The organism is Aliivibrio sp. SR45-2, assembly GCF_963890165.1.
Taxonomy (GTDB): Bacteria; Pseudomonadota; Gammaproteobacteria; order Enterobacterales; family Vibrionaceae; genus Aliivibrio; species Aliivibrio salmonicida.
Genome location: NZ_CAWPRC010000111.1, coordinates 44459 through 64225 on the forward strand (window position 1 = coordinate 44459; position 19767 = coordinate 64225).

The window sequence follows — 19767 nt, forward strand, 5'->3', positions numbered from 1 at the left end:
GAATTTAATAACTGGCACAAACTCTGCAATATCTAGGTTAGACACAAAAGGAGTGCGCTATGAAAACTATCATTCATGTTGTTCAACATCTTTCCCCTGGCGGCCTAGAAACTATGGTGCTAGATATGTTGGCTTTTACCAATCCCGAGCATAAAATCGTATTAGTCAGTTTAGAAGGCACACTCACAGAGTCTATTCAACGTTGGCCACGACTGTCACACTATCAAGAACAGCTTATTTTTCTTGATAAACCCAGTGGTTTTCAAACAAGTACCATTAAGAAATTGATTTCGATATTCAAAGAGCATCAAGCCGATATCGTGCATTCACACCATATCGGCCCACTCTTATACGCTGGCTGTGCCGTAAAATGGTATGGCAAAGCCAAACATATTCATACTGAACATGATGCATGGCACCTTAATAATAAAAAGCATCGTTATTTACAACGTCTTGCTCTTTCTATTTCAGAACCCAAACTCGTTGCTGATGCACATTTTGTGAAAAAAACATTGTCCCTAATGTTTAATAAGTACCCTATTTACACCATTAAAAATGGCATCGATACGTCGAAGTTTCAATCAGGTCATCGACAAAATGCACATCAAACCTTGCGTCTAAACTTACCAGAAGAAAGCATTATTATTGGTAATGCCGCACGACTTGAAATGGTAAAAGGCCAAGACAAACTGATCGAAGCGTTTCGCTTTCTTGATTCAAAGTATCACTTATTATTGGCAGGGTCGGGGTCAGAAAAAGAATACCTACAACGACTTGTTGCTGAATATCATCTTGAGAAACGAGTACATTTTCTTGGGCATATCGATCATATGCCGACGTTTTATCAAGCGCTTGATGTATTTTGCTTGCCATCAAACAACGAAGGCTTTCCACTTTCAACCTTAGAGGCTCAATCATGCGGGGTTCCTTGTATTGCCAATGATGTCGGTGGTGTGAGTGAAACCTTGTGCCCAACGTACAGTTTATTAGTCGCCAATAATGATGCCATTACCTTAGCACAAGGAATACAGGCGCTCGCTTATCAAAAAGAAACCGGCTCTCCTCGTGATTTCATACTAAAAAACAATCATGCAGGCAGTATGGCAACAGCGTACGAAAGCCTTTACTTTCAAGGAGTAACAATATGAATAATTTCATTATCGCAGTGACCTCCATCAGTATTTACATGGTCATTTACCACCATGCCTTGTATCCAATAATTTTAACTTTGTTTGCTAAATATCATCCTCAAAAAGCAACAAAACTAAATCATCGTCATTTTATATCATCGAAAAAAGATCGATATTTACCAAGTATTACGATTATCTTACCTGCTTATAATGAAGAATTATGGATAGCAGACAAGATTCGCAATTTGACGTGCTTAGATTACCCGTCAAATAAACTCACTATCATCATTGCTTGTGATGGGTGTACCGACGATACCGTAAATATTGCCTACAACACCCTACAAGAAGCCATTTGTTCCGACATTCACATTGAAGTCTTTGCCTTTAAAGAAAACAGAGGAAAGGTAATGCTACTTAATGATGTTATTCCACAATGCAAAAGCGATCTTGTGGCATTGAGTGATGTTTCTGCGCTTATCTCATACGATGCACTGCTTATTGCCGCCGCCCACTTTGAAGATCATACCGTAGGGGTCGTTAATCCAACATACAAACTATTAGACCCAAGTTCAGAAGGTGAGAAAAAGTATTGGGAGTATCAAACTAGCATCAAGCAAAAAGAAGCCACCTTTGGGGCAAGTTTAGGATCTCATGGTGCTTTTTATCTATTTAGAACCGATTTATTCACCCCATTAAGTGAAGATACGATCAACGATGATTTTATTTTACCGATGAAGATTGTAGAAAAAGGGTACAAAGCCATCTACGAACCAAAAATCTATGCTTTGGAACTTGAGCACGCGTTGCAAGAAGAGGATTTTTCTCGCCGCTTACGAATTTCAGCAGGTAATCTTCAACAGTTATTACGCTTATTCCCTCTCTTTAATCCTAAATACAAAGGCATTGCATTTACTTTTATATCAGGAAAAGGGTTACGAATCACCATGCCATATTTCATGATAATGGCCTATATTGGCTCGGCATTTCTTATTCACACCCCCATTTTTATGGCTGCGTTTATTGCGCAGACACTGGGCTATAGTTTGGGTATCGTTAGCCTGTCTTTTCCTTCTTTATTCTATCATAAATACTGTCAAACCGTGGCTTACCTTGTCGCTGGACACGCCGCCAATTTAATTGGTGGGCTGACTTATGTATTCAATAAACAACGTAGCCCTTGGTCTCGTGTACATAAATAAATGAAAGGAATATCAAGATGATAAATTCATATTATACAATTAACCAACCAACCATTAAAGCAAAACGGGCTTTTGACGTATGCCTATCTCTTATTGGTTTGCTCATTACTTTGCCTTTATTTCCATTGATTGCCATTGCCATTAAGGTTAACTCTAAAGGCCCTGTATTTTATCGCCAACTCCGCGTCGGAAAGGCAATGCCAGAACAAATCTACGTATTTGAAATGATAAAATTTAGAAGTATGGTAGAAGATGCAGAAGTGAGCACTGGCGCAACATTGGCCCTGAAGGGAGACACTCGCGTGACGCTCGTTGGACGATTTTTGCGAAAAACACGTCTTGATGAGTTACCTCAATTTTTTAATGTTTTAAATGGTGATATGTCTCTTGTTGGACCAAGACCTGAGCGACCAACCTTCTATAACAAACTAGAACATGAGATCCCTTATTTTAGTGAAAGAACCTATGGCGTTCTACCTGGAATTACTGGTTTAGCGCAAGTAAACCAAGGTTATGACACCAGTATTGAAGACGTACGATCTAAGGTTGGGTTTGACCACAGTTATGCACTGTCACTCCATTCTATTTCAAGTTGGATAAAATCAGACAGTTACATTCTTCTTATGACAATAAAAGTCATGTTATTTGCCAGAGGGCAATAACGCCATATAACCTTACTATTAATAAGCTTATAATTTAAAAGCAGTTTAGTTCTCATTCTTAAAAATTAGACAAAAAAAAAGCACATGAGGCTGTTATTATATAAACAGTAATGCGGTACACTAATTGATAATAAGGCCTCGGAGAACGACATGACAACATCACTTTCTGCTTCTATTGCGATCCCTGAACGTATGCAGAAAGAGTGGCAAAATATGTTGAATTTATTAGCAAATTTAGTTCATGTACCTGCTGCCCTTATTATGCAAACTCACGAAAATACGATCGAAGTATTTGCTGCCAGTGATAACACTGATAATCCTTATAAAGTCGGTCATCATGAAGCACTTGGACAAGGCCTGTATTGCGAAAAAATCATCAAAGAACGCCAACAGCTATTCATTGCAAATGCTTTAACTGATCCTAATTGGGATACAAATCCTGATATTGCTCTTAATATGATCGCTTACTGCGGTCTTCCTCTTTATTGGCCAGACAACACCCCTTTTGGCACCATTTGCATTCTAGACAATAAAGAAAATGATTACTCTCCAACGTATCAAGCATTACTAAAAACCTATCAACAATCCATTGAAGCGCAATTAAGTACACTCTTTCAACATGCCGAATTATTGATTAGTCATAATGCATTACAACAAGAGATCACCATCGCGACTCAGCACCTTAATGATCTCAATATTCAGTTAGCCAATGAAGTTGATTGTCGAAGAGCCGCAGAACAAAAAGTGGAATATCATCAAAATCATGATTTGGGCACTGGTTTTTTAAATCAAATTGCACTTTATCAGCATATGGATAACCTACTGAAACAAGAAAAGAATTTTGTTTTATTACACATTCATTTTGCCAATGGTTTATTGATCCAACAAACTCATGGGCATCAAGCTTTGGATCGACTACTCACCGAGTACCGTTCAAGAATAACAAAAATAACAGACACATCGATCACTGGTCGTCTCACTGCTACCGATATTCTATTAGTCATTCACGCTGATAAAAGTAAGCTACCTAAATTTTGTCAGCACCTGTCTGAAATTGGGCAATCAAATTACTACATCAATGATCAATCGATTCATTTACAGAGTTACGTTGGTGCTATTCATTCAAAAGACGGCGTGCCTCGTACCGATTTATTACAATATGCGCACGACACCATGGTTGAATGCCAAAGCATGGGAAAAACATTCACGATTTCGGATGTGTCTTTGCCAATAAAATCGAGCTTATCTGAACATCAAATCGAAAGTTACTTACTTGAAGCCGTACGCAATAACGATCTCTTTTTAAACTATCAGCCAAAAGTATGCCCAATAACTAAAAAATGGTTAGGATGCGAAGCCTTATTACGTTGGAACCACCCACGTTTAGGCGCTATATCAAACGATGTTTTAATTCAAATCGCTGAACGTAACGGCTTAATTTATGAATTAGGCAACTTTGCATTACGAAATGCGATTCAACAAACAAGTGAATGGGTTGCACATTGTCCTGCGTTTATTACTGCGGTTAATGTCTCAGCCGTTCAATTAAAAGACCCTTATTTAGTCGAACACATTGAACAACTGTTGAATGTATACCAATTATCACCTCGTAATCTGGAATTAGAAGTCACCGAAAGCAGCTTAATTGCAGATGAAGACTTAGCCATCACGACCTTAAACCGATTGCATGACCTTGGCGTTTCCATTGCGCTCGATGATTTCGGTACCGGTTATGCGTCATTCCAATACTTAAAAAAATACCCATTTGATACCTTAAAGATTGATAAAAGCTTCATTACCAACATTACCTATAGTACTGAAGATCAAAACATCGTTTGTGCGATGATAAATATTGCTAAAAAACTGCACTTAAACGTTGTTGTTGAAGGTATAGAAACCCGAGAACAAGAACAATTTATCCTCAAAGAAGAAGCCGATTTAGTTCAAGGCTACCTCTACGCTAAACCAATGGCCGCTGAGAAATTTGAAATGGGTTTATTCAATCAGTTATCCCTTGGAACCCCCTATTTCAAATTTATATAGTGGTACTAATCGTCTTCGCAGACAAGAATGGTCAACAACGCCATGACCAAAAACAAGAATTAACTACCATGTCAGAGTTTGATGTATCTGTTGGTAGTTTCTAAACTCATCAATAATCTGTTATTCTTGCCGAAAATATTGCACAGTAAAAATGAAGTCAGCATGAATATTCAAAAAATAGAACAAGAAGTACAACAATGGTTAGAAGATGTCGTTATCGGCCTAAATCTTTGCCCTTTTGCCGCGAAACCAAATCGCAATAAACAAATCAAAATCTTTGTTTCTGAAGCGACAACGGAAGAAGTTTTGCTTGAAGACGTACTTCAAGAGTTAATGAATTTAAATTCTAAAACAGCAGAAGAGCTAGAGACCACCTTGGTTGCTATTCCAAACATGCTGCAAGATTTCATGGATTACAATTTCTTCTTAGATTGGGTTGATGCGCTACTCAAACAACAAGACTGGGAAGGCACTTATCAAATTGCGACTTTCCATCCTGATTATTGCTTTGGTGGTGCTGCACCAGAAGATGATGAGAATTTAACGAACCGTTCTCCTTATCCTGTCCTTCACCTTATTCGTGAAGAAAGCATGGAAAAAGTGTTAAAGCACTATCCGAACCCTGAAGCGATCCCAGACACAAACATTGCTCGTGTTGAGGCTCTTAGCCCTGAAGAGCGTCGTAAGTTATTTCCTTACTTGTTTGTATAAGCTACGCTAATTCTATAACCAGATTTGATTGGAGAGATCCCGATGAAACGTATTGTTTTATATGTGGCAGACAAATGCCCACATTGTAAAGACGCACAACGCTACCTTGACTCTAAAAAAATTGCTTATCGATTAACCAATGCGAAAATGCAAAGAGGACGTAAGGAATTACAAGCCATGGGCGCTCGTTCTATCCCTGTTCTTAAAATTGGCGATCAAGTGATGGTTGGTTGGAATCAGAAGAATTTCGATAAAATGTATAACAGTTAATAATAAAAATGGAGCTGATTAGCTCCATTTTTGTATCTGTAAGTTTATAATTTTACTGTAAAACCTGAATAACTAAAGATCCACTGAAACCAAAAAAATCAAGATAAATATTTTTTAACTGTCGATTTCTTCATCATTATGCAATTCGCTATTTCTGATGTCTTGATATACCTAACCTAAGTGAGTTAGTACCTACTTACTGTTTTTTTTAATTCATAGGTTATCCACAGACCAGTCTCATTTTCTAACTTGATCACTCGCTCAAAAATCACTATCTTGTAGCCAAGTCAATTGATAACACAACATATAGCTATATTTAAGATTAAGTAATTATTTTGAGTTTATGGCGCGATAGAAGAAAGTTTGGTTATAAAGTAAGTAGTCTCTGACCTCTACTTACTTTATAAACCTAGTTAAAACACACAGAAGGAGTTCAACTACTTAGATAAAAATTTTAAAACACCAAACAACGTCTAGTAACAGCTAGACCTAAAAATAGCGATGGCTGAGTTGTGATTTCAAAATGAAATTTAGCAAAGAAACTCTCAAAAAGCCATCAATGTTCAAACTTTTAATTGAGGGTTTCACTTATGAAATTCACGTTTAAAGAAGAAGAAAAAAACTCAATGGGAAAAAAGACTATAAAAACAGTCACTTTTGAGTTGAAGTACAATGCAAAACTTTTGTTTACTGCTATTGGGTTTTCAAAATGGTTTTTCAGCGTATTAGAACATACAAATTATATTGACTTAATATAACCTTAAAATAAGAAGGAGAGTTATCTCCTTCTTATTAAAAAATAGCACATCCGTTAACCGAATATTTTACTCCAAATACTCGGATTACGTTTTTTGTGATATTCAGATCGTAAGTCATCAACTTGATTTAATGTGTCTTTTGCTTGTTCTAGGTTTCCTGCGGCAAGTTCGGATTTGACACGATCAACAGAAACAGACAATTTGTTAAACCCTTCTTGATATAACTCTTGTTTTTCTGGTGAGAAGTTCTCTTGTTTCAAGTAATCAATTAACGCATCTAATCGCATTACTGATTGAGTCATTTCATCAATTGAACTCGCATCTTCACTTTGCTTAAATGCCAGCATCATGTCTTTCATCGCTGCTTTAGTATCAACAGGAGTGCTAATTAAGGCTGGTGTTGTCTCAATCACATCCGTAGATTCATTCGTAGTATTTGCAGCAACGCCAGCAGAAAAAGTCAGGGCTAACGTTAAAAATAGAGTTCTCATAGTAATCCTTTAAATAAACGAGATGGGCAGTGTAATGTATTGCCTCTCATACTCACAGGATTAATATGTTTCAATACCATAACGATCCGTATTTTTGTTAATCAACAGTAAGACTATCCACATAAATAATGTAGTTATCTTCTTTATTTACTTCCCCTTTAAGCGTCACTTTATCGTTTGGTTTCACTTGTAAGCTTGGCATTTTATCGGCGTCAATTTTCACATTTAATGAACCGGTATTGTCTTTAAACAAGTACACTTCTTTTCCTAAAGGTTCAACTAAGTAGCCAGTTAATAGAATCGGAGTATCATCAATAACTGCATTCGCATTTAATACCGATTCAACCGTGTTGATTCCATATACAGGCTGTGAAAATTCATCCTGATAATTAGCATCGTGATCGTTAGCCAATGCAAGTGTAGACGTACACGCTAATATAAGTGAAAATAAAAGAGTTCTCTTTTTCATAATGATTCCTTAAATGTTGTTATGTAAAAAATAGTGCAGACTACTATTAACATTTATAACTCCATTTTATTATTTCATCCCTAATTAGTCATAAATATAGAGCAGTCTTGATGATATATCTATTTTTTGAGATTACTCTTAGTTTAAAATGATATCAACTATTACTTTATCCTTAATTCATTTGAATTTTAAACACGATAAATCCTCATTTAAATTAACGTAGTTAATAACAATACGGCTAAGAATGACGTTTATATACGTCTCAGAAAACATTCTTGCAACCTTACTATCTTTAGATTTAACCATCTGATATACAAACGATCCATGACATAAACATCAACGATAATTTATATTTTCATTTTGAAATTTAAGGCGTAGAGTCATACGTAATATTTTTATAGAGGACAACATAATGACACCAAAAGATAAATGGCTATTGGATCAAATGCTAGAACTAGAAGGCAAAGACCTAACTAAGCTCACCAAACAAGAGAAAGAAGTATTTGATGCATTCGAAGCAAGATCTCATGAATTTGGATTAACGATTGAAATTGCCACTGAAGCGCCTATTGGTGATATTGAACAAGGTACATCACCTTATACCATTAACCAAATGAGACACCACTTTCCAAACCAAATAATTATTAAACGAGCTTTAGATTAAGAGTTAATATAATTTAATCGTTGTCTCATTGTTATTATTTTATATGGATAAATAACATCAGTGCAAATATACGATAAAGAAAGAAGATTATGTTATCTTGACATCTTCTTCCTTCATCGTATTATTATCACTTCATTAATCGAGGATTACTTTAACGATTTTAATAACTGTTTTATCACACTGACCAAGCTCATAAATACAATCATCATCACCAGTAATGGCAAGAGAACTCTCTATAGTGTATTTAAGCTCACTTTACTATTCTCCATCTGAGATACATTGTCTTTTACCGTTGATATCAACTCATTTCTAAACCATTTATGGCTTGGATCGTGTTTTAGTTTTTTTAACCAAATCAGATAATTAGAAATCTGTTTTGACTCAAAAGGCGGCTTAAGTACTTGAAGTTGTAAACGCTCTTCAAACTGCAACGCCATTGAAAGTGGCACAGCGGTTAGATAATCAGATTGGCTACATAACAACATATTACTGAACATTGAACGTCCATGATAAGCAACTTTACGCTTGGTGATGTCTATCGAAGTATAATGACCAAGTGTGTACATCTGATTTCTTGTTCGCTCTAAGACGGCGTGCGTTTCACCCATGTATTGAGACAGCGTAAGCTCTCCCTTAATTCGCGGGTGATCTTTGCGACACACAATCATAAATTCACCATCAAAAAGGTGGGTGGATTCTATATTGGGGTGATTTGGTGGAACAATATCGATCATTACATCAAATTTTTGAGTCAACAACCCATCGTACATGGTTTCATCGTTGTCTGATTGCTCGAACAATTCTAATGAGATGTTCTCTTTTGGTCGATCTGCAAAAGTTTTAAGCAATATCCATTGAAGATGCTCTGGCGCTGTCATGACAAATTTTCGTGTTGATACATTTGGATCAAACTCACCAAACGCTTGAAAAACACCATTAAGCTGTTGAATTGGGGCTTGGATCTCTGCGTATAAACTGGTGGAATAAGAAGTAGGCACAACACCACGACCACTACGTACAAAAAGTTCATGGCCAACTTCTTTCTTTAATCGCCCTAATGCGGTACTGATCGTCGATTGGTTGGTATTAAGGTGATCTGCGGCCTTACTTAAACTGCCCAACTCCATCACTGCTGCAAATACCGCTAATAGATTAAAATTTGGAATATCATTACTCATAAAGACTCACCTTAGTTGTATTCACATCACCCGAGTAATTTACTGTAAAACAATGACATGCGTGAACTCTATTCTTACTTATTGAGAGGCTCACCACAATAAACCCGCCTAAAGTTAGCACTATAACCCAAGAAACTCATCGTAAAAGCGATGAATTTAATTCGGATTAGCCTCTATTTCTCACTCTCTCAGGTCACTATGATTAACGACAAGAAATTACTTCACTGTCTAAAAATATAAGAAGGTCGTTACCATGACTAATACATTTAAAAAGCTGACTCTACCTATCACTATCGCATCGGTTTTATTCACATCACACGCTACTGTTGCAACCCCGATAACAGAAGCGACCTCTAAAACAGGTCAAGAGCTACAAACGAGCTCTGCGGCTCAATACCAAAATATTGATCTTGATGCTCGTTATAAAAGTGAAGTGCTGTTTGAACATAAATCAAACCTGTTCTGGGGTAAGGGTGATCGCATTAAAGTATTGTCTAAGACGGGCGACTCTCTTGCTTTTACCGAAGAGTCTGAATACGTACACCCTATCCTGACAAAGCATGGTCGTAAAATGGACCAAGCAATAATTCAAGTGGATAATAATGTTTACCTAGGTTACGGATTTGGTCTTGATACACCCGTAATGATTGAAGGTGATGACGGTATCATCATCGTTGATCCGGGCGAATCTGTGCAAATGGCAGAATCAGTGCGTGACCAATTCCGTAAGATCACTGATAAGCCAGTAAAAGCGATCATCTATTCTCACAACCATATTGACCATATCTCTGGCGTTCGAGCTTGGACTACCGATGCTGAAGTCGCTTCAGGTGAAGTAAAAATCATCGCGCAAGAAGGCTTAACTGAAGCAGTAGCAAACTGGTCCTCTAACCTAGGTACGTTATTTGGTCATCGAACCTCTTACACTGGCGCAAAACATGTGGAAGAAGGTGAACACGGCACAGTAAACGATGGTCTTGGTCCTCGCTTCATGCAAGGTGATATCTCTTTCATCGAACCAAATACGCTGATTGAAGCGAATGGCACGCTAGACATCACGATCTCAGGCGTACATATGCAAATCGTAAACGTACCGTCTGAAACTAAAGATGAGATCGTGGTTTATCTGCCTGAGCAAAAGATCCTACACGCAGCAGAAGTACTGCAAGGTGAAAACTTCCCGAACCTACATACGATTCGTGGTACTAAATTCCGTGATCCGTCGATGTGGTTCAAAGGCATCGATACCATGCGTCAGTTTGATACTGAAATCATGATCAACTCACACGGTCGCCCTGTTGAAGGCAAAGAAGCGGTCGCTAATGTTCTGACCTCTTATCGTGATGCGATTCAATACACTCATGATCAAACCATTCGTTATATGAACAAAGGACTTACTCCTGATGAGTTGGTTGAAGTGGTTAAGCTACCTAAGCACTTAGCTGAACACCCTTGGTTAGGAGAGCACTACGGAACCGTTGCACACGCCGTTCGTCAAATTTACGTTGGCTACAATGGTTTCTTTGAAGCTGACCCTTGGCAGTTAGAGCCAATGGCTTATGAGCAACGTGCAAAAGCGTTTGTTGAGATCATGGGTGGTCGTGACAACATCATCAAAACAGCAAAAGCGGCCATTAAGGCTGAGAACTACACGTTTGCCGCAGAGATCCTTTCTTACCCAATTACGGTAAACACAGAAGATACTGAAGCTCGTCAATTGAAAGCCGTTGCTTACAAAGCGTGGGCAGCAGATCAAGTAAACATTAACTGGAGAAACTGGGCATTAAACTCAGCCGCTGAGCTTGAAGGTACTCGTGATTTCTCTAATATGATCAGCTTCGCTTCAGTAGATGTGTTAACCGCATTACCAAGTAAGCAAATTTTCGACATGATGACATCGACGCTAATTGCAGAAAATACGCTGAATGTTGAAATGGCATTAACGTACAATTTCTCAGATACTAACGAATCATTTACGATAGAGATCCGCAACGGTATCGCTCAACTACACAATACCGCATTAGATAATGCTGATGTGCAAATCAATACCTCTCGTAAAGTACTAAACCAAATCTTGATAGCAGGACCTAATGCTCAACAGGTGATTGGTAACAACTTACAGTCAGGTGATTTTATGTTCTCTAACGGCAGTATCAAAGATTTTGGTCTTTTCATGAGTTACTTTGATAAACCAATGAGCCCTGAAAATATCATGCTTATCGTTCGTTAATACTGTCAATAGTTAGCGTCCAACAACCTAAGAAGGGGATCAACATTGGTCCCCTTAATTTTATGTAAGGAGCCATACCTATGATTAAAAAGTTCACCTTACTTTTGGCATTTGTTTCTTCACTGAGTTTTGCTTGTGGGCTGCACCAAGATACAGGGTTTAGCTTAGTTACCGAGCCGGGTTCATTAGATGTATTTGCAGAAATCATTGAGGTAAGAAAAAATAATACCTTTGGTAATGCCAATAAACCCGAGCACTTTCAATTGTTCTCCATTAAATCAGCGTTAGCCAAACCAAATGATCACCAAATAAATTTTAATCTATTTGAAGCAATCAAAGGGCATTACAGCAAGGTCACGCTTGAGCAAAGCATCAATATTACTGGCAGAGAAACCTTGCCTGAAAAAGAAGAGTTGCTGCTAATCACAGAACTTGATGTGCTAGATGCACTGGCAACAAAAACATTATCGTGGGATGACGCGAAGAAAAACCAATTGGTCATCATTAATGGAAATAGAAATGATGTTGAAACGCTAGATCGTTGGTTTGATTCTCTATTTTTATCAATATGATCCCTAATAAAAAAGCCCTGTTACTGCATTCACAATAAAAGGGCTAGAGGTTTAACTTATTTCAACGGTTTCAATAACTGCTTAATCACACTCGCCAAACTCATAAATACAATCATCATTGCGAGTAATGGCAGCACAATCCACATACCTATGTGCAGTGTTGGCTCAAGTTTAAAGCCCCACTTCACTAAGCTAAAGACAATCGCCTCAGCGCCCATCACAGCAACAAAACCTGCGGCTAATGCCATTACCCCGTATTCACTCCATAACGTCTGACTAATACGCTGACGGCTTGCACCAAGCGTTCGATAAAGGGTGATTTCGCGTTGGCGTTGATACAAACTCAAACGAAGCAAAGTGAATATCAATAATACGCCACTCACCACACCTAAACCTGCCAATACACTTAACGACCACGTAATTTGCGCAAGCATGGCTTGGATCTTTCCACCCATGGTTCTAAAATCCAATAAACTCACGGTTGGGTAATCACGAGCCAATTGATTCAATAACGTATTTTCATTGTCATCTATTTTAAAACTCACTAACCAAGTGGCGGGTAAATCGGCAATCACATCCGGTGTGAAGATAAAATAGAAGTTCGGTTTCATGCTCTGCCAATCCACCACTCGAATTGAATTAACCACCGCAGAAAAAGGCTGACTATTCACTGAGAAACTCAACGTATCTCCAATTTGAATATTCAAGTCATTGGCAACATCTTGTTCTACAGAAACCCCATTAGAAGTCGTCCACTCACCCGCAGTCACTTCATTATGAATGGGTAACGCATCACGCCACGTAAAGTTTATCTCACGTCGTAATGCTTCAGAGCCTTGCCCTTCCCCTTTCATTTTCTCTTTGGTACTTTCGCCGTTAATGTCAGTAAGACGACCACGAACAATCGGATACCCTTCTGAGCGGTCTAGCTTTTCATTATCTAATTTTTGCAAATACTCTTGTTGCTCATAAGGGGCAATGTTCATCGCAAATACGTTTGGTGCATCTGGCGGAAGCGTTTGTTGCCAGTCACCCAATAAATCGGTTCTTACTAACCAAATCACCGCAACTAGCATCAACGAGCCAGACAACGCAGCCAATTGCATCATGCTGTTTTTTGGCGAACGCTTAATACGGCTAAGCGCTAATGTCATGGCAGGGCCCCATTTAAAGCGACCAAATAAATACACTAAACCATAACTAATGCCAGCGAGTAAGATAAACAACACCACTAAGCCGACAGAGACCATCCAGACTAAACTGTTAGTGCCATACATCAATAAAAAGGCAACGATTGGAACAGCAACAAGCCATAAACCCTTTTTAGAACGATTGGTTGTTTGAGATTGAAGAACCGCAATCGCAGGGGTATCTAATAAACGTAATAGAGGGATGCCCAATGCAGGTAAACCAATAAATAGCGCGACTACAGAGCCAAATACAAATGGTTGCCAACCGTAGCTTGGTAGGTTCTCAGGTAAGATCCCCGCCAATGGAATACGTAATAATAACTCTAGCCCAAGACCAATAAGAGAGCCCGCCACCACACCAGTAAAGAACATCAGCCCTACTTGGCTTAATAACCAACGCTTCAACCATTGCTTACTTGCACCCATGCTTTTTAACATGGCAACCGTATTGGCACGGCTGGTCGCATAATGTTGACACGTTAACACCAAGGTGACCGATGCCATTAATATCACCATCAAGATAGTCAGCGATAAATACTGCTTGGCTTTTTGCATTAAATCGGCGGTTCGACCTTGCGTTTCTTCGCTTATCCACCGCTCTCCTGCCGCTAATTCATAATCACTTTGCAATAAAGAAATCGCACTGTCGTCCCCTTTAAATAGAGTTCGATATTTCACACGACTCCCAAGTTGGATCGCGCCGGTTTTGTCTAAATCAGATTGATGAATAAACACACTTGGCATGGTTCTGAATGGGTTAAACGCTAACTCAGGTTCAGATTCAATTACACCACTGATTGGCAACTCTGCATCACCAATGGCTATCACATCTCCAATATTAAGTTCGAGTAATGATAAAAGACGATCTGCAATCCATACTTCACCTTGTTGAACGTGAGTATGTATTTCATTGTTAGCTCCATTCAATAAAAGCTCACCGCGAAGTGGGTAATTACTTTCAACGGCCTTTACACTGACCAATTGCATTCCTGTATCACTGAATGCCATGGTTTGAAAGCGCACTTGAGAAGATAAAACTAAATTTTGGTCATGCGCTTGTTGCAAAATAAACTCGGGGGTTGGGTTAGCCGAGCTGAATACTAAATCAGCCGCCATCATAGAACGACCTTGTTCTGTCATGACTTTTTCAACACGGATAGCCAAGGCTGACAAGGCAACCACACACGCAACAATTAAGGTTAACGCCGCCATCACCGGCCATAACTGACCTTGCCAAATCTCACGCCAACTCCAGCGTAACACCATTTTATTGCCTGATTTTTTTCCTTGCTGCGACGCTTGATTTATTCCCATTACGACACTTCCTTAATGCAACCTGCATTAATCGTTAATGTTCGGTCACATCGTTCTGCAAGTTTAGAGTCATGCGTGATTAAGACTAATGTTGTGCCGTGTTTCTGGTTCATATCAAACAACAACTCAATGACATTTTCAGCCGTTTGTTGATCTAGGTTTCCTGTTGGTTCATCCGCAAATAAAATACGAGGCTGAGTCATAAACGCACGAGCCAATGCTACACGTTGCTGCTCACCACCAGACAGTTGAGAAGGAAGATGGGTTTCTCTACCAGAAAGACCGACAGAATCTAATAGCTGTTTTGCTTTAATCATATCTTCCCCTTCACCGCGTAAAATTGCAGGTAACGTGACATTTTCAAGGGCGATTAACGAAGGGATAAGTAAAAAGCTTTGAAAAACAAAACCAATAGATTCACTGCGAATTTTCGCACGTTCTTCATCGTCTAACGTTGATAGCTTTTGGCCTAATAATTCAATTTCACCAGAGCTTGGGACATCAAGCCCAGCCAATAAGGTCATTAATGTCGATTTTCCTGCCCCTGAGGTGCCCACGATGGCAATACTTTGGCCAGAAAGGACATCAAAGGAAATGTCATTTAAAATAGTCAGTTCGGTCTCATTCGAAATAACGGATTTACTCACGCCGTTAACAGTAATTACTGATGTCATATTCATATCCTTTGAGTCTATTTTTATTATTTGAATGCTATGTTTGCATTGTATACCTAAGCACTCGACCGTGAGCAAACTCATTTACACTTCTTTAACCAAATGTTACTAAATTCTTTTTCTTTGCTTTACGCTTAAATAAAGGTTGCAAAGTGTCGCTAACTTTTTCATTGTTACCTTAATCCACCTTCATTATTTCAAGGATGACCATGCGCCGTTTTTTTACTTTCTGTTTCTTACTTATATCCAGTTTTCTACTACCTTTAAAGAGCGCCTATAGCCAAACGTTATTGATTTTAGGCGACAGCTTGAGCGCCGGTTATAACATGCCCATTGAGCAAAGTTGGCCTTCATTATTACCAACACAATTAGCGGTTTTAGAGAAAGACACCACAGTAATTAATGGCAGTATCTCTGGCGATACGACGGGCAATGGATTAGATCGACTTCCCGCGTTATTAACGCAACATAGCCCTGATGTCGTATTAATTGAATTAGGTGCAAACGATGGCTTACGTGGTTTTCCGCCACAAAAAATTAATTCAAATCTAGAGCAATTAATTAAACTGATTAACGCCTCAAATGCCCAACCGCTATTGATGCAAATCCAAGTACCGCCTAACTATGGTAAACGTTATAGCCAAGCGTTTGGTTCACTTTATCCTAAGATCAGTGAAAAACATGACATTCCTTTGGTTCCTTTTTTCTTAGAGCATGTCATCATTAAGCCAGAGTGGATAATGAAAGACGGCTTACACCCAACGCCAGAGGCTCAACCTTGGATTGCTGAATTCATGGCAAAAGAATTATCCCCTTACTTATAAGCAATAAAATAAAAAGTAACAGTTTTAGAATCTACGGAGAAAGTATTAATGGAACAGATCAATGTTAGCTTCATTGGCTTAGGCGTAATGGGCTACCCAATGGCTCGCCATCTAAAAAATGCAGGTTTCTCAACCACGGTTTATAACCGCACTGAAGCAAAAGCAAAACAGTGGGCAGAAGATAATCAAGGACAATCAGCAGCGACTCCACGAGAAGCCTCTCAAGGCTCAGACATCGTTTTTGTTTGTGTCGGTAATGATGACGATGTTCGCAGTGTCATTTATGGCGAAGATGGCGTATTAGCAGGCTTAAAGCCGGGCGCTATTTTAGTCGATAACACCACAACCTCTGCAACGCTAGCGGTTGAATTAGCAAAAGCCTGCGAAGCACAGGGCAATACGTTTATTGATGCTCCGGTTTCTGGTGGCCAAGCTGGCGCAGAAAACGGAGCATTAACGGTAATGTGTGGGGGAGATGAACATACCTTCGCTACCGCAAAACCTGTGATCCAAAGCTTTGCAAAATCAGTGACGTTACTGGGTGAAAATGGCCAAGGTCAACGTTGTAAGATGGCAAACCAAATCTGTATTGCTGGCGTATTGAAAGGGTTAAGTGAAGCCCTTATTCTTGCCGAAAAAGCCAATTTAGATATCGATTTAGTGGTTGATACTCTGAAACACGGCGCGGCAGGTTCATGGCAGATGGAAAATCGCGCAAGCACAATGGCACAAGATAAATTCGATTTTGGTTTTGCGATTGATTGGATGAGAAAAGATTTAGGCATTTGCTTAGATGAAGCAAAGACACACGGTATTTCACTTCCACTAACAGAAGAAGTAGATAAAGAATACCAAGGGTTACAAGAGCAAGGCTTAGGCCGAATGGATACCTCTGTATTAATCAAAGCGATTAAAGAAAGAGTATAACTTTGCGTCCAATCTCTGATGTTCACTAAGAGACAAACAATAAAAAGGAGATCTCATGATCTCCTTTTTTTATACCTAATAGTTAAAGCAAGTGTGTTACTTATACTTTAAAACGAGACAATGATTGTTGAAGTGTTGACGCCAATTGCGCTAATTCAACACTTGATTGCGCGGTTTGGTCAGCACCTAGTGCCACTTCACTTGCAGACAAACTCATGCTTTGAATGTTACGACCAAGCTCTTCGGTTACCGAATCTTGCTCACTACATGCACTTGCAATTTGAATACCCGTATCAGCAACTTTCATCATGGTTTCTTCAATCATTTGAATTGATTGACCCGTTTGAACACTTTGCTCTACACAGATACGAATTTTAGAACAGCTTTGATCCGTTGCGATCTTCGCGTGAGCAGCACTTGCTTGTAGCTTCTCAATGATATCGACAATTTCACTGGTTGATGCTTGAGTACGACCTGCAAGAGAACGAACTTCATCTGCAACAACAGCAAAACCACGCCCTTGCTCACCCGCACGCGCGGCTTCAATTGCGGCGTTTAATGCCAATAGGTTCGTTTGATCGGCAATTCCACGGATCACTTCAACCACAACACTGATGTTGTTTGATTCACGTTCTAACTCTTCAACCAATTCACCGGCTTGTTCAATATCACGAGATACAATTTGAATCTGCTCGATATTTGATTGAACGTCTTGGTTACCTTGTTTTGCTTCTTCCGATGCTTCTAATGCTGATGTAGACGCGGTTTCTGTGTTATTTGCCACTTCTGCAACCGTCGCTTTCATCTGCTCCATAGCTGCCGCTACCGTTGTAATATCAGATTGTTGTTGTTGCATGCCACGAGACGATTGCTCTGAAATCGCACTCATTTCTTCTACTGCTGCAGAAAGCTGAGTTACTGCAGAAATTGTGTCTTCAATAAGAATACGTAACTGGCTTTGCATTTCAATATTCGTATCGGCTAATGCACCCAATTCATCATTTCCAATTTCATTACGTTGAAGTTGGAATGTTAAATCACCAGAAGCAATTGCTTTTGATTGCTCTACAACAAGGTTCAATGGACGACAAATTTGACGCGCCAAGAAGAACGTAATAAAAATCATGAAGGCGATTAGTGCAGAGAAAGAGACTTTTGTAATGGTAGATACGTTCGCAATACTCCCCATCATAGATACGCGATTATCTGTAACAAACGTTAAGTTTAATTTCAATAATCCGTCCATTGCAACACCAACATCTTGAAACTCTTTGAATGAACCTAGTAAGTTCTTCTGTGCTTCCGCTCTGTTATCTGCACTGACTTGAGCAAGGAAAGGTTCAAGTGGAGCCATATAAGCTTTCCAGCTGTTGTTCACGCGGTCAAAAACTCTTTGTTCACCATCGCTAACAACCGTTGCGCCATACGCCGCAATTAATTTCTCAACATTTCTCTCTTGTTCTTTTAGAGAAGTAATCAGTCCCGGAAGTAGATTTTTAGGATAGGTTAGTGCTGCGTATTGATTTCGACGCAGCGTGTTCATTTCAAAATTAATATCTTCAACCGAAAGTAAACTTGGTACCGTAGAGTCCGTAAAGTTTACTACCGTATCTTCTACGTTTTTCAACTCTTGTAACAAGAAAATAGCAAACGCTATCATCACTAAACCAATTGCTGAAAATACAACGGCAATTTTGGTTCTTACTGCTAAATTTTTGTAACTCATGATGTTTTACAACCTTAAATAATGTTTATAACTCATCCATGAGTGCGTACGCCGAATTAATGTTTCTTGTAATTATGTTTATCGGCAGGATCGCGACAAAATAAAATAAAAAAGATCAAAAGTCATATATTTTAACACCACTCAAAATGTTAATGAACACGGTAAAATGTGAATAAAATTGCAATACATTTCATTACTTACATTTAAAGCGTAAAAAAAGTGGCTATTGAATTACTTATTATCGCAATTCAATAGCCACTTAATTTATAACATTGTTAAATCAGTCTTTAACGGGTTCAATCGTCAAAATAATACCGTCAACAGACACGACACAAACCATGGTTCCTTTTGAAATATTTTCAAAACTTTTTGCCGACCATGTCGTATCGCCTAGCTTAATTCGACAATTCCCGGCAAGCACATCGTCATCTAAACGTGTTATTTGTCCCAATAATTGTTTGTCTTTTTGATTCAACTGGCGTGTAGAGTCCGATTTAATGTCTTTTTTATGTTGATAACGCCACCATAACCACGTTGAAAACAGTGAAAAAACAGAAAAACTAACCCATTGTAACTGCCAACTCATTGGAATAAATGAATATAAAATACCAACCGTTACCGCAGATAAACCAATCCAAAGAAAGTAACCCGCCGTTCCTAGCAACTCACCAGCAAGCAGTAATAACCCTAACGTTAACCAATGCCAATGATTCATTTGTTCAAAAAATTCCATCA

18 protein-coding genes are annotated in these 19767 nt (G+C 38.8%); 11 read left to right on the forward strand and 7 right to left on the reverse strand.

Annotated features, from left to right (window positions below):
* Positions 1-59 precede the first annotated feature (59 nt).
* The 6 genes from AACV33_RS05250 to AACV33_RS05275 all read left to right on the forward strand — a co-directional run bounded on the left by AACV33_RS05250 (position 60) and on the right by AACV33_RS05275 (position 6015).
* Positions 60-1148, forward strand: a complete 1089-nt coding sequence (locus tag AACV33_RS05250) for a glycosyltransferase (RefSeq protein ID WP_017023546.1) — start codon at positions 60-62, stop codon at positions 1146-1148.
* Positions 1145-2329, forward strand: a complete 1185-nt coding sequence (locus AACV33_RS05255) for a glycosyltransferase family 2 protein (RefSeq protein ID WP_182699129.1) — start codon at positions 1145-1147, stop codon at positions 2327-2329. The genes AACV33_RS05250 and AACV33_RS05255 overlap by 4 nt, the downstream gene beginning before the upstream one ends.
* A gap of 17 nt (positions 2330-2346) precedes the next feature.
* Complete coding sequence (locus tag AACV33_RS05260; protein WP_017023544.1) at positions 2347-2991, forward strand: sugar transferase; 645 nt, start codon at positions 2347-2349, stop codon at positions 2989-2991.
* 150 nt (positions 2992-3141) lie between these two features.
* Entirely contained in the window at positions 3142-5034 is a 1893-nt protein-coding gene (locus tag AACV33_RS05265; protein WP_182699130.1) for a sensor domain-containing phosphodiesterase, read from the forward strand.
* A 162-nt stretch (positions 5035-5196) separates the two neighbouring features.
* Complete coding sequence (locus AACV33_RS05270) at positions 5197-5745, forward strand: DUF1415 domain-containing protein (RefSeq protein ID WP_012551653.1); 549 nt, start codon at positions 5197-5199, stop codon at positions 5743-5745.
* A 42-nt stretch (positions 5746-5787) separates the two neighbouring features.
* Entirely contained in the window at positions 5788-6015 is a 228-nt protein-coding gene (locus AACV33_RS05275; RefSeq protein ID WP_012551652.1) for a glutaredoxin family protein, read from the forward strand.
* 811 nt (positions 6016-6826) lie between these two features.
* Here AACV33_RS05275 and AACV33_RS05280 read toward each other — a convergent pair.
* The gene (locus tag AACV33_RS05280) at positions 6827-7264 is read right to left on the reverse strand and encodes a cytochrome b562 (RefSeq protein ID WP_182699131.1); all 438 of its coding nucleotides are present in this window, start codon (positions 7262-7264) and stop codon (positions 6827-6829) included.
* A 97-nt stretch (positions 7265-7361) separates the two neighbouring features.
* On the reverse strand, positions 7362-7733 hold the full coding sequence (locus AACV33_RS05285; RefSeq protein WP_017023540.1) for a YgiW/YdeI family stress tolerance OB fold protein: 372 nt from the start codon (positions 7731-7733) through the stop codon (positions 7362-7364).
* A gap of 412 nt (positions 7734-8145) precedes the next feature.
* On the opposite strand from AACV33_RS05285, the gene AACV33_RS05290 reads away from it, so the two are divergent.
* Complete coding sequence (locus AACV33_RS05290; RefSeq protein ID WP_023602636.1) at positions 8146-8397, forward strand: hypothetical protein; 252 nt, start codon at positions 8146-8148, stop codon at positions 8395-8397.
* 233 nt (positions 8398-8630) lie between these two features.
* Here AACV33_RS05290 and AACV33_RS05295 read toward each other — a convergent pair whose 3' ends face one another.
* Positions 8631-9575 (reverse strand): LysR family transcriptional regulator, encoded by a 945-nt coding sequence (locus tag AACV33_RS05295; protein ID WP_017023538.1) that lies wholly within the window; start codon positions 9573-9575, stop codon positions 8631-8633.
* Positions 9576-9828: 253 nt separating this feature from the next.
* On the opposite strand from AACV33_RS05295, the gene AACV33_RS05300 reads away from it, so the two are divergent.
* Positions 9829-11805 (forward strand): alkyl sulfatase dimerization domain-containing protein, encoded by a 1977-nt coding sequence (locus AACV33_RS05300; protein WP_017023537.1) that lies wholly within the window; start codon positions 9829-9831, stop codon positions 11803-11805.
* Between the two features lie 80 nt (positions 11806-11885).
* Complete coding sequence (locus tag AACV33_RS05305) at positions 11886-12377, forward strand: hypothetical protein (RefSeq protein WP_023602637.1); 492 nt, start codon at positions 11886-11888, stop codon at positions 12375-12377.
* Between the two features lie 56 nt (positions 12378-12433).
* On the opposite strand, the gene AACV33_RS05310 is transcribed toward AACV33_RS05305, so the two are convergent.
* The gene (locus tag AACV33_RS05310; protein ID WP_182699132.1) at positions 12434-14881 is read right to left on the reverse strand and encodes an ABC transporter permease; all 2448 of its coding nucleotides are present in this window, start codon (positions 14879-14881) and stop codon (positions 12434-12436) included.
* Positions 14881-15555 (reverse strand): ABC transporter ATP-binding protein, encoded by a 675-nt coding sequence (locus tag AACV33_RS05315; protein WP_182699133.1) that lies wholly within the window; start codon positions 15553-15555, stop codon positions 14881-14883. The genes AACV33_RS05310 and AACV33_RS05315 overlap by 1 nt, the downstream gene beginning before the upstream one ends.
* A 209-nt stretch (positions 15556-15764) precedes the next feature.
* On the opposite strand from AACV33_RS05315, the gene tesA reads away from it, so the two are divergent.
* Positions 15765-16379, forward strand: a complete 615-nt coding sequence (gene tesA, locus AACV33_RS05320) for a multifunctional acyl-CoA thioesterase I/protease I/lysophospholipase L1 (protein ID WP_182699134.1) — start codon at positions 15765-15767, stop codon at positions 16377-16379.
* 48 nt (positions 16380-16427) lie between these two features.
* The gene (locus tag AACV33_RS05325; protein ID WP_017023532.1) at positions 16428-17306 is read left to right on the forward strand and encodes an NAD(P)-dependent oxidoreductase; all 879 of its coding nucleotides are present in this window, start codon (positions 16428-16430) and stop codon (positions 17304-17306) included.
* Positions 17307-17406: 100 nt separating this feature from the next.
* Here AACV33_RS05325 and AACV33_RS05330 read toward each other — a convergent pair whose 3' ends face one another.
* Complete coding sequence (locus tag AACV33_RS05330; RefSeq protein WP_023602641.1) at positions 17407-19032, reverse strand: methyl-accepting chemotaxis protein; 1626 nt, start codon at positions 19030-19032, stop codon at positions 17407-17409.
* Positions 19033-19312: 280 nt separating this feature from the next.
* The gene (locus AACV33_RS05335; protein ID WP_012551643.1) at positions 19313-19765 is read right to left on the reverse strand and encodes an NfeD family protein; all 453 of its coding nucleotides are present in this window, start codon (positions 19763-19765) and stop codon (positions 19313-19315) included.
* Positions 19766-19767 lie beyond the last annotated feature (2 nt).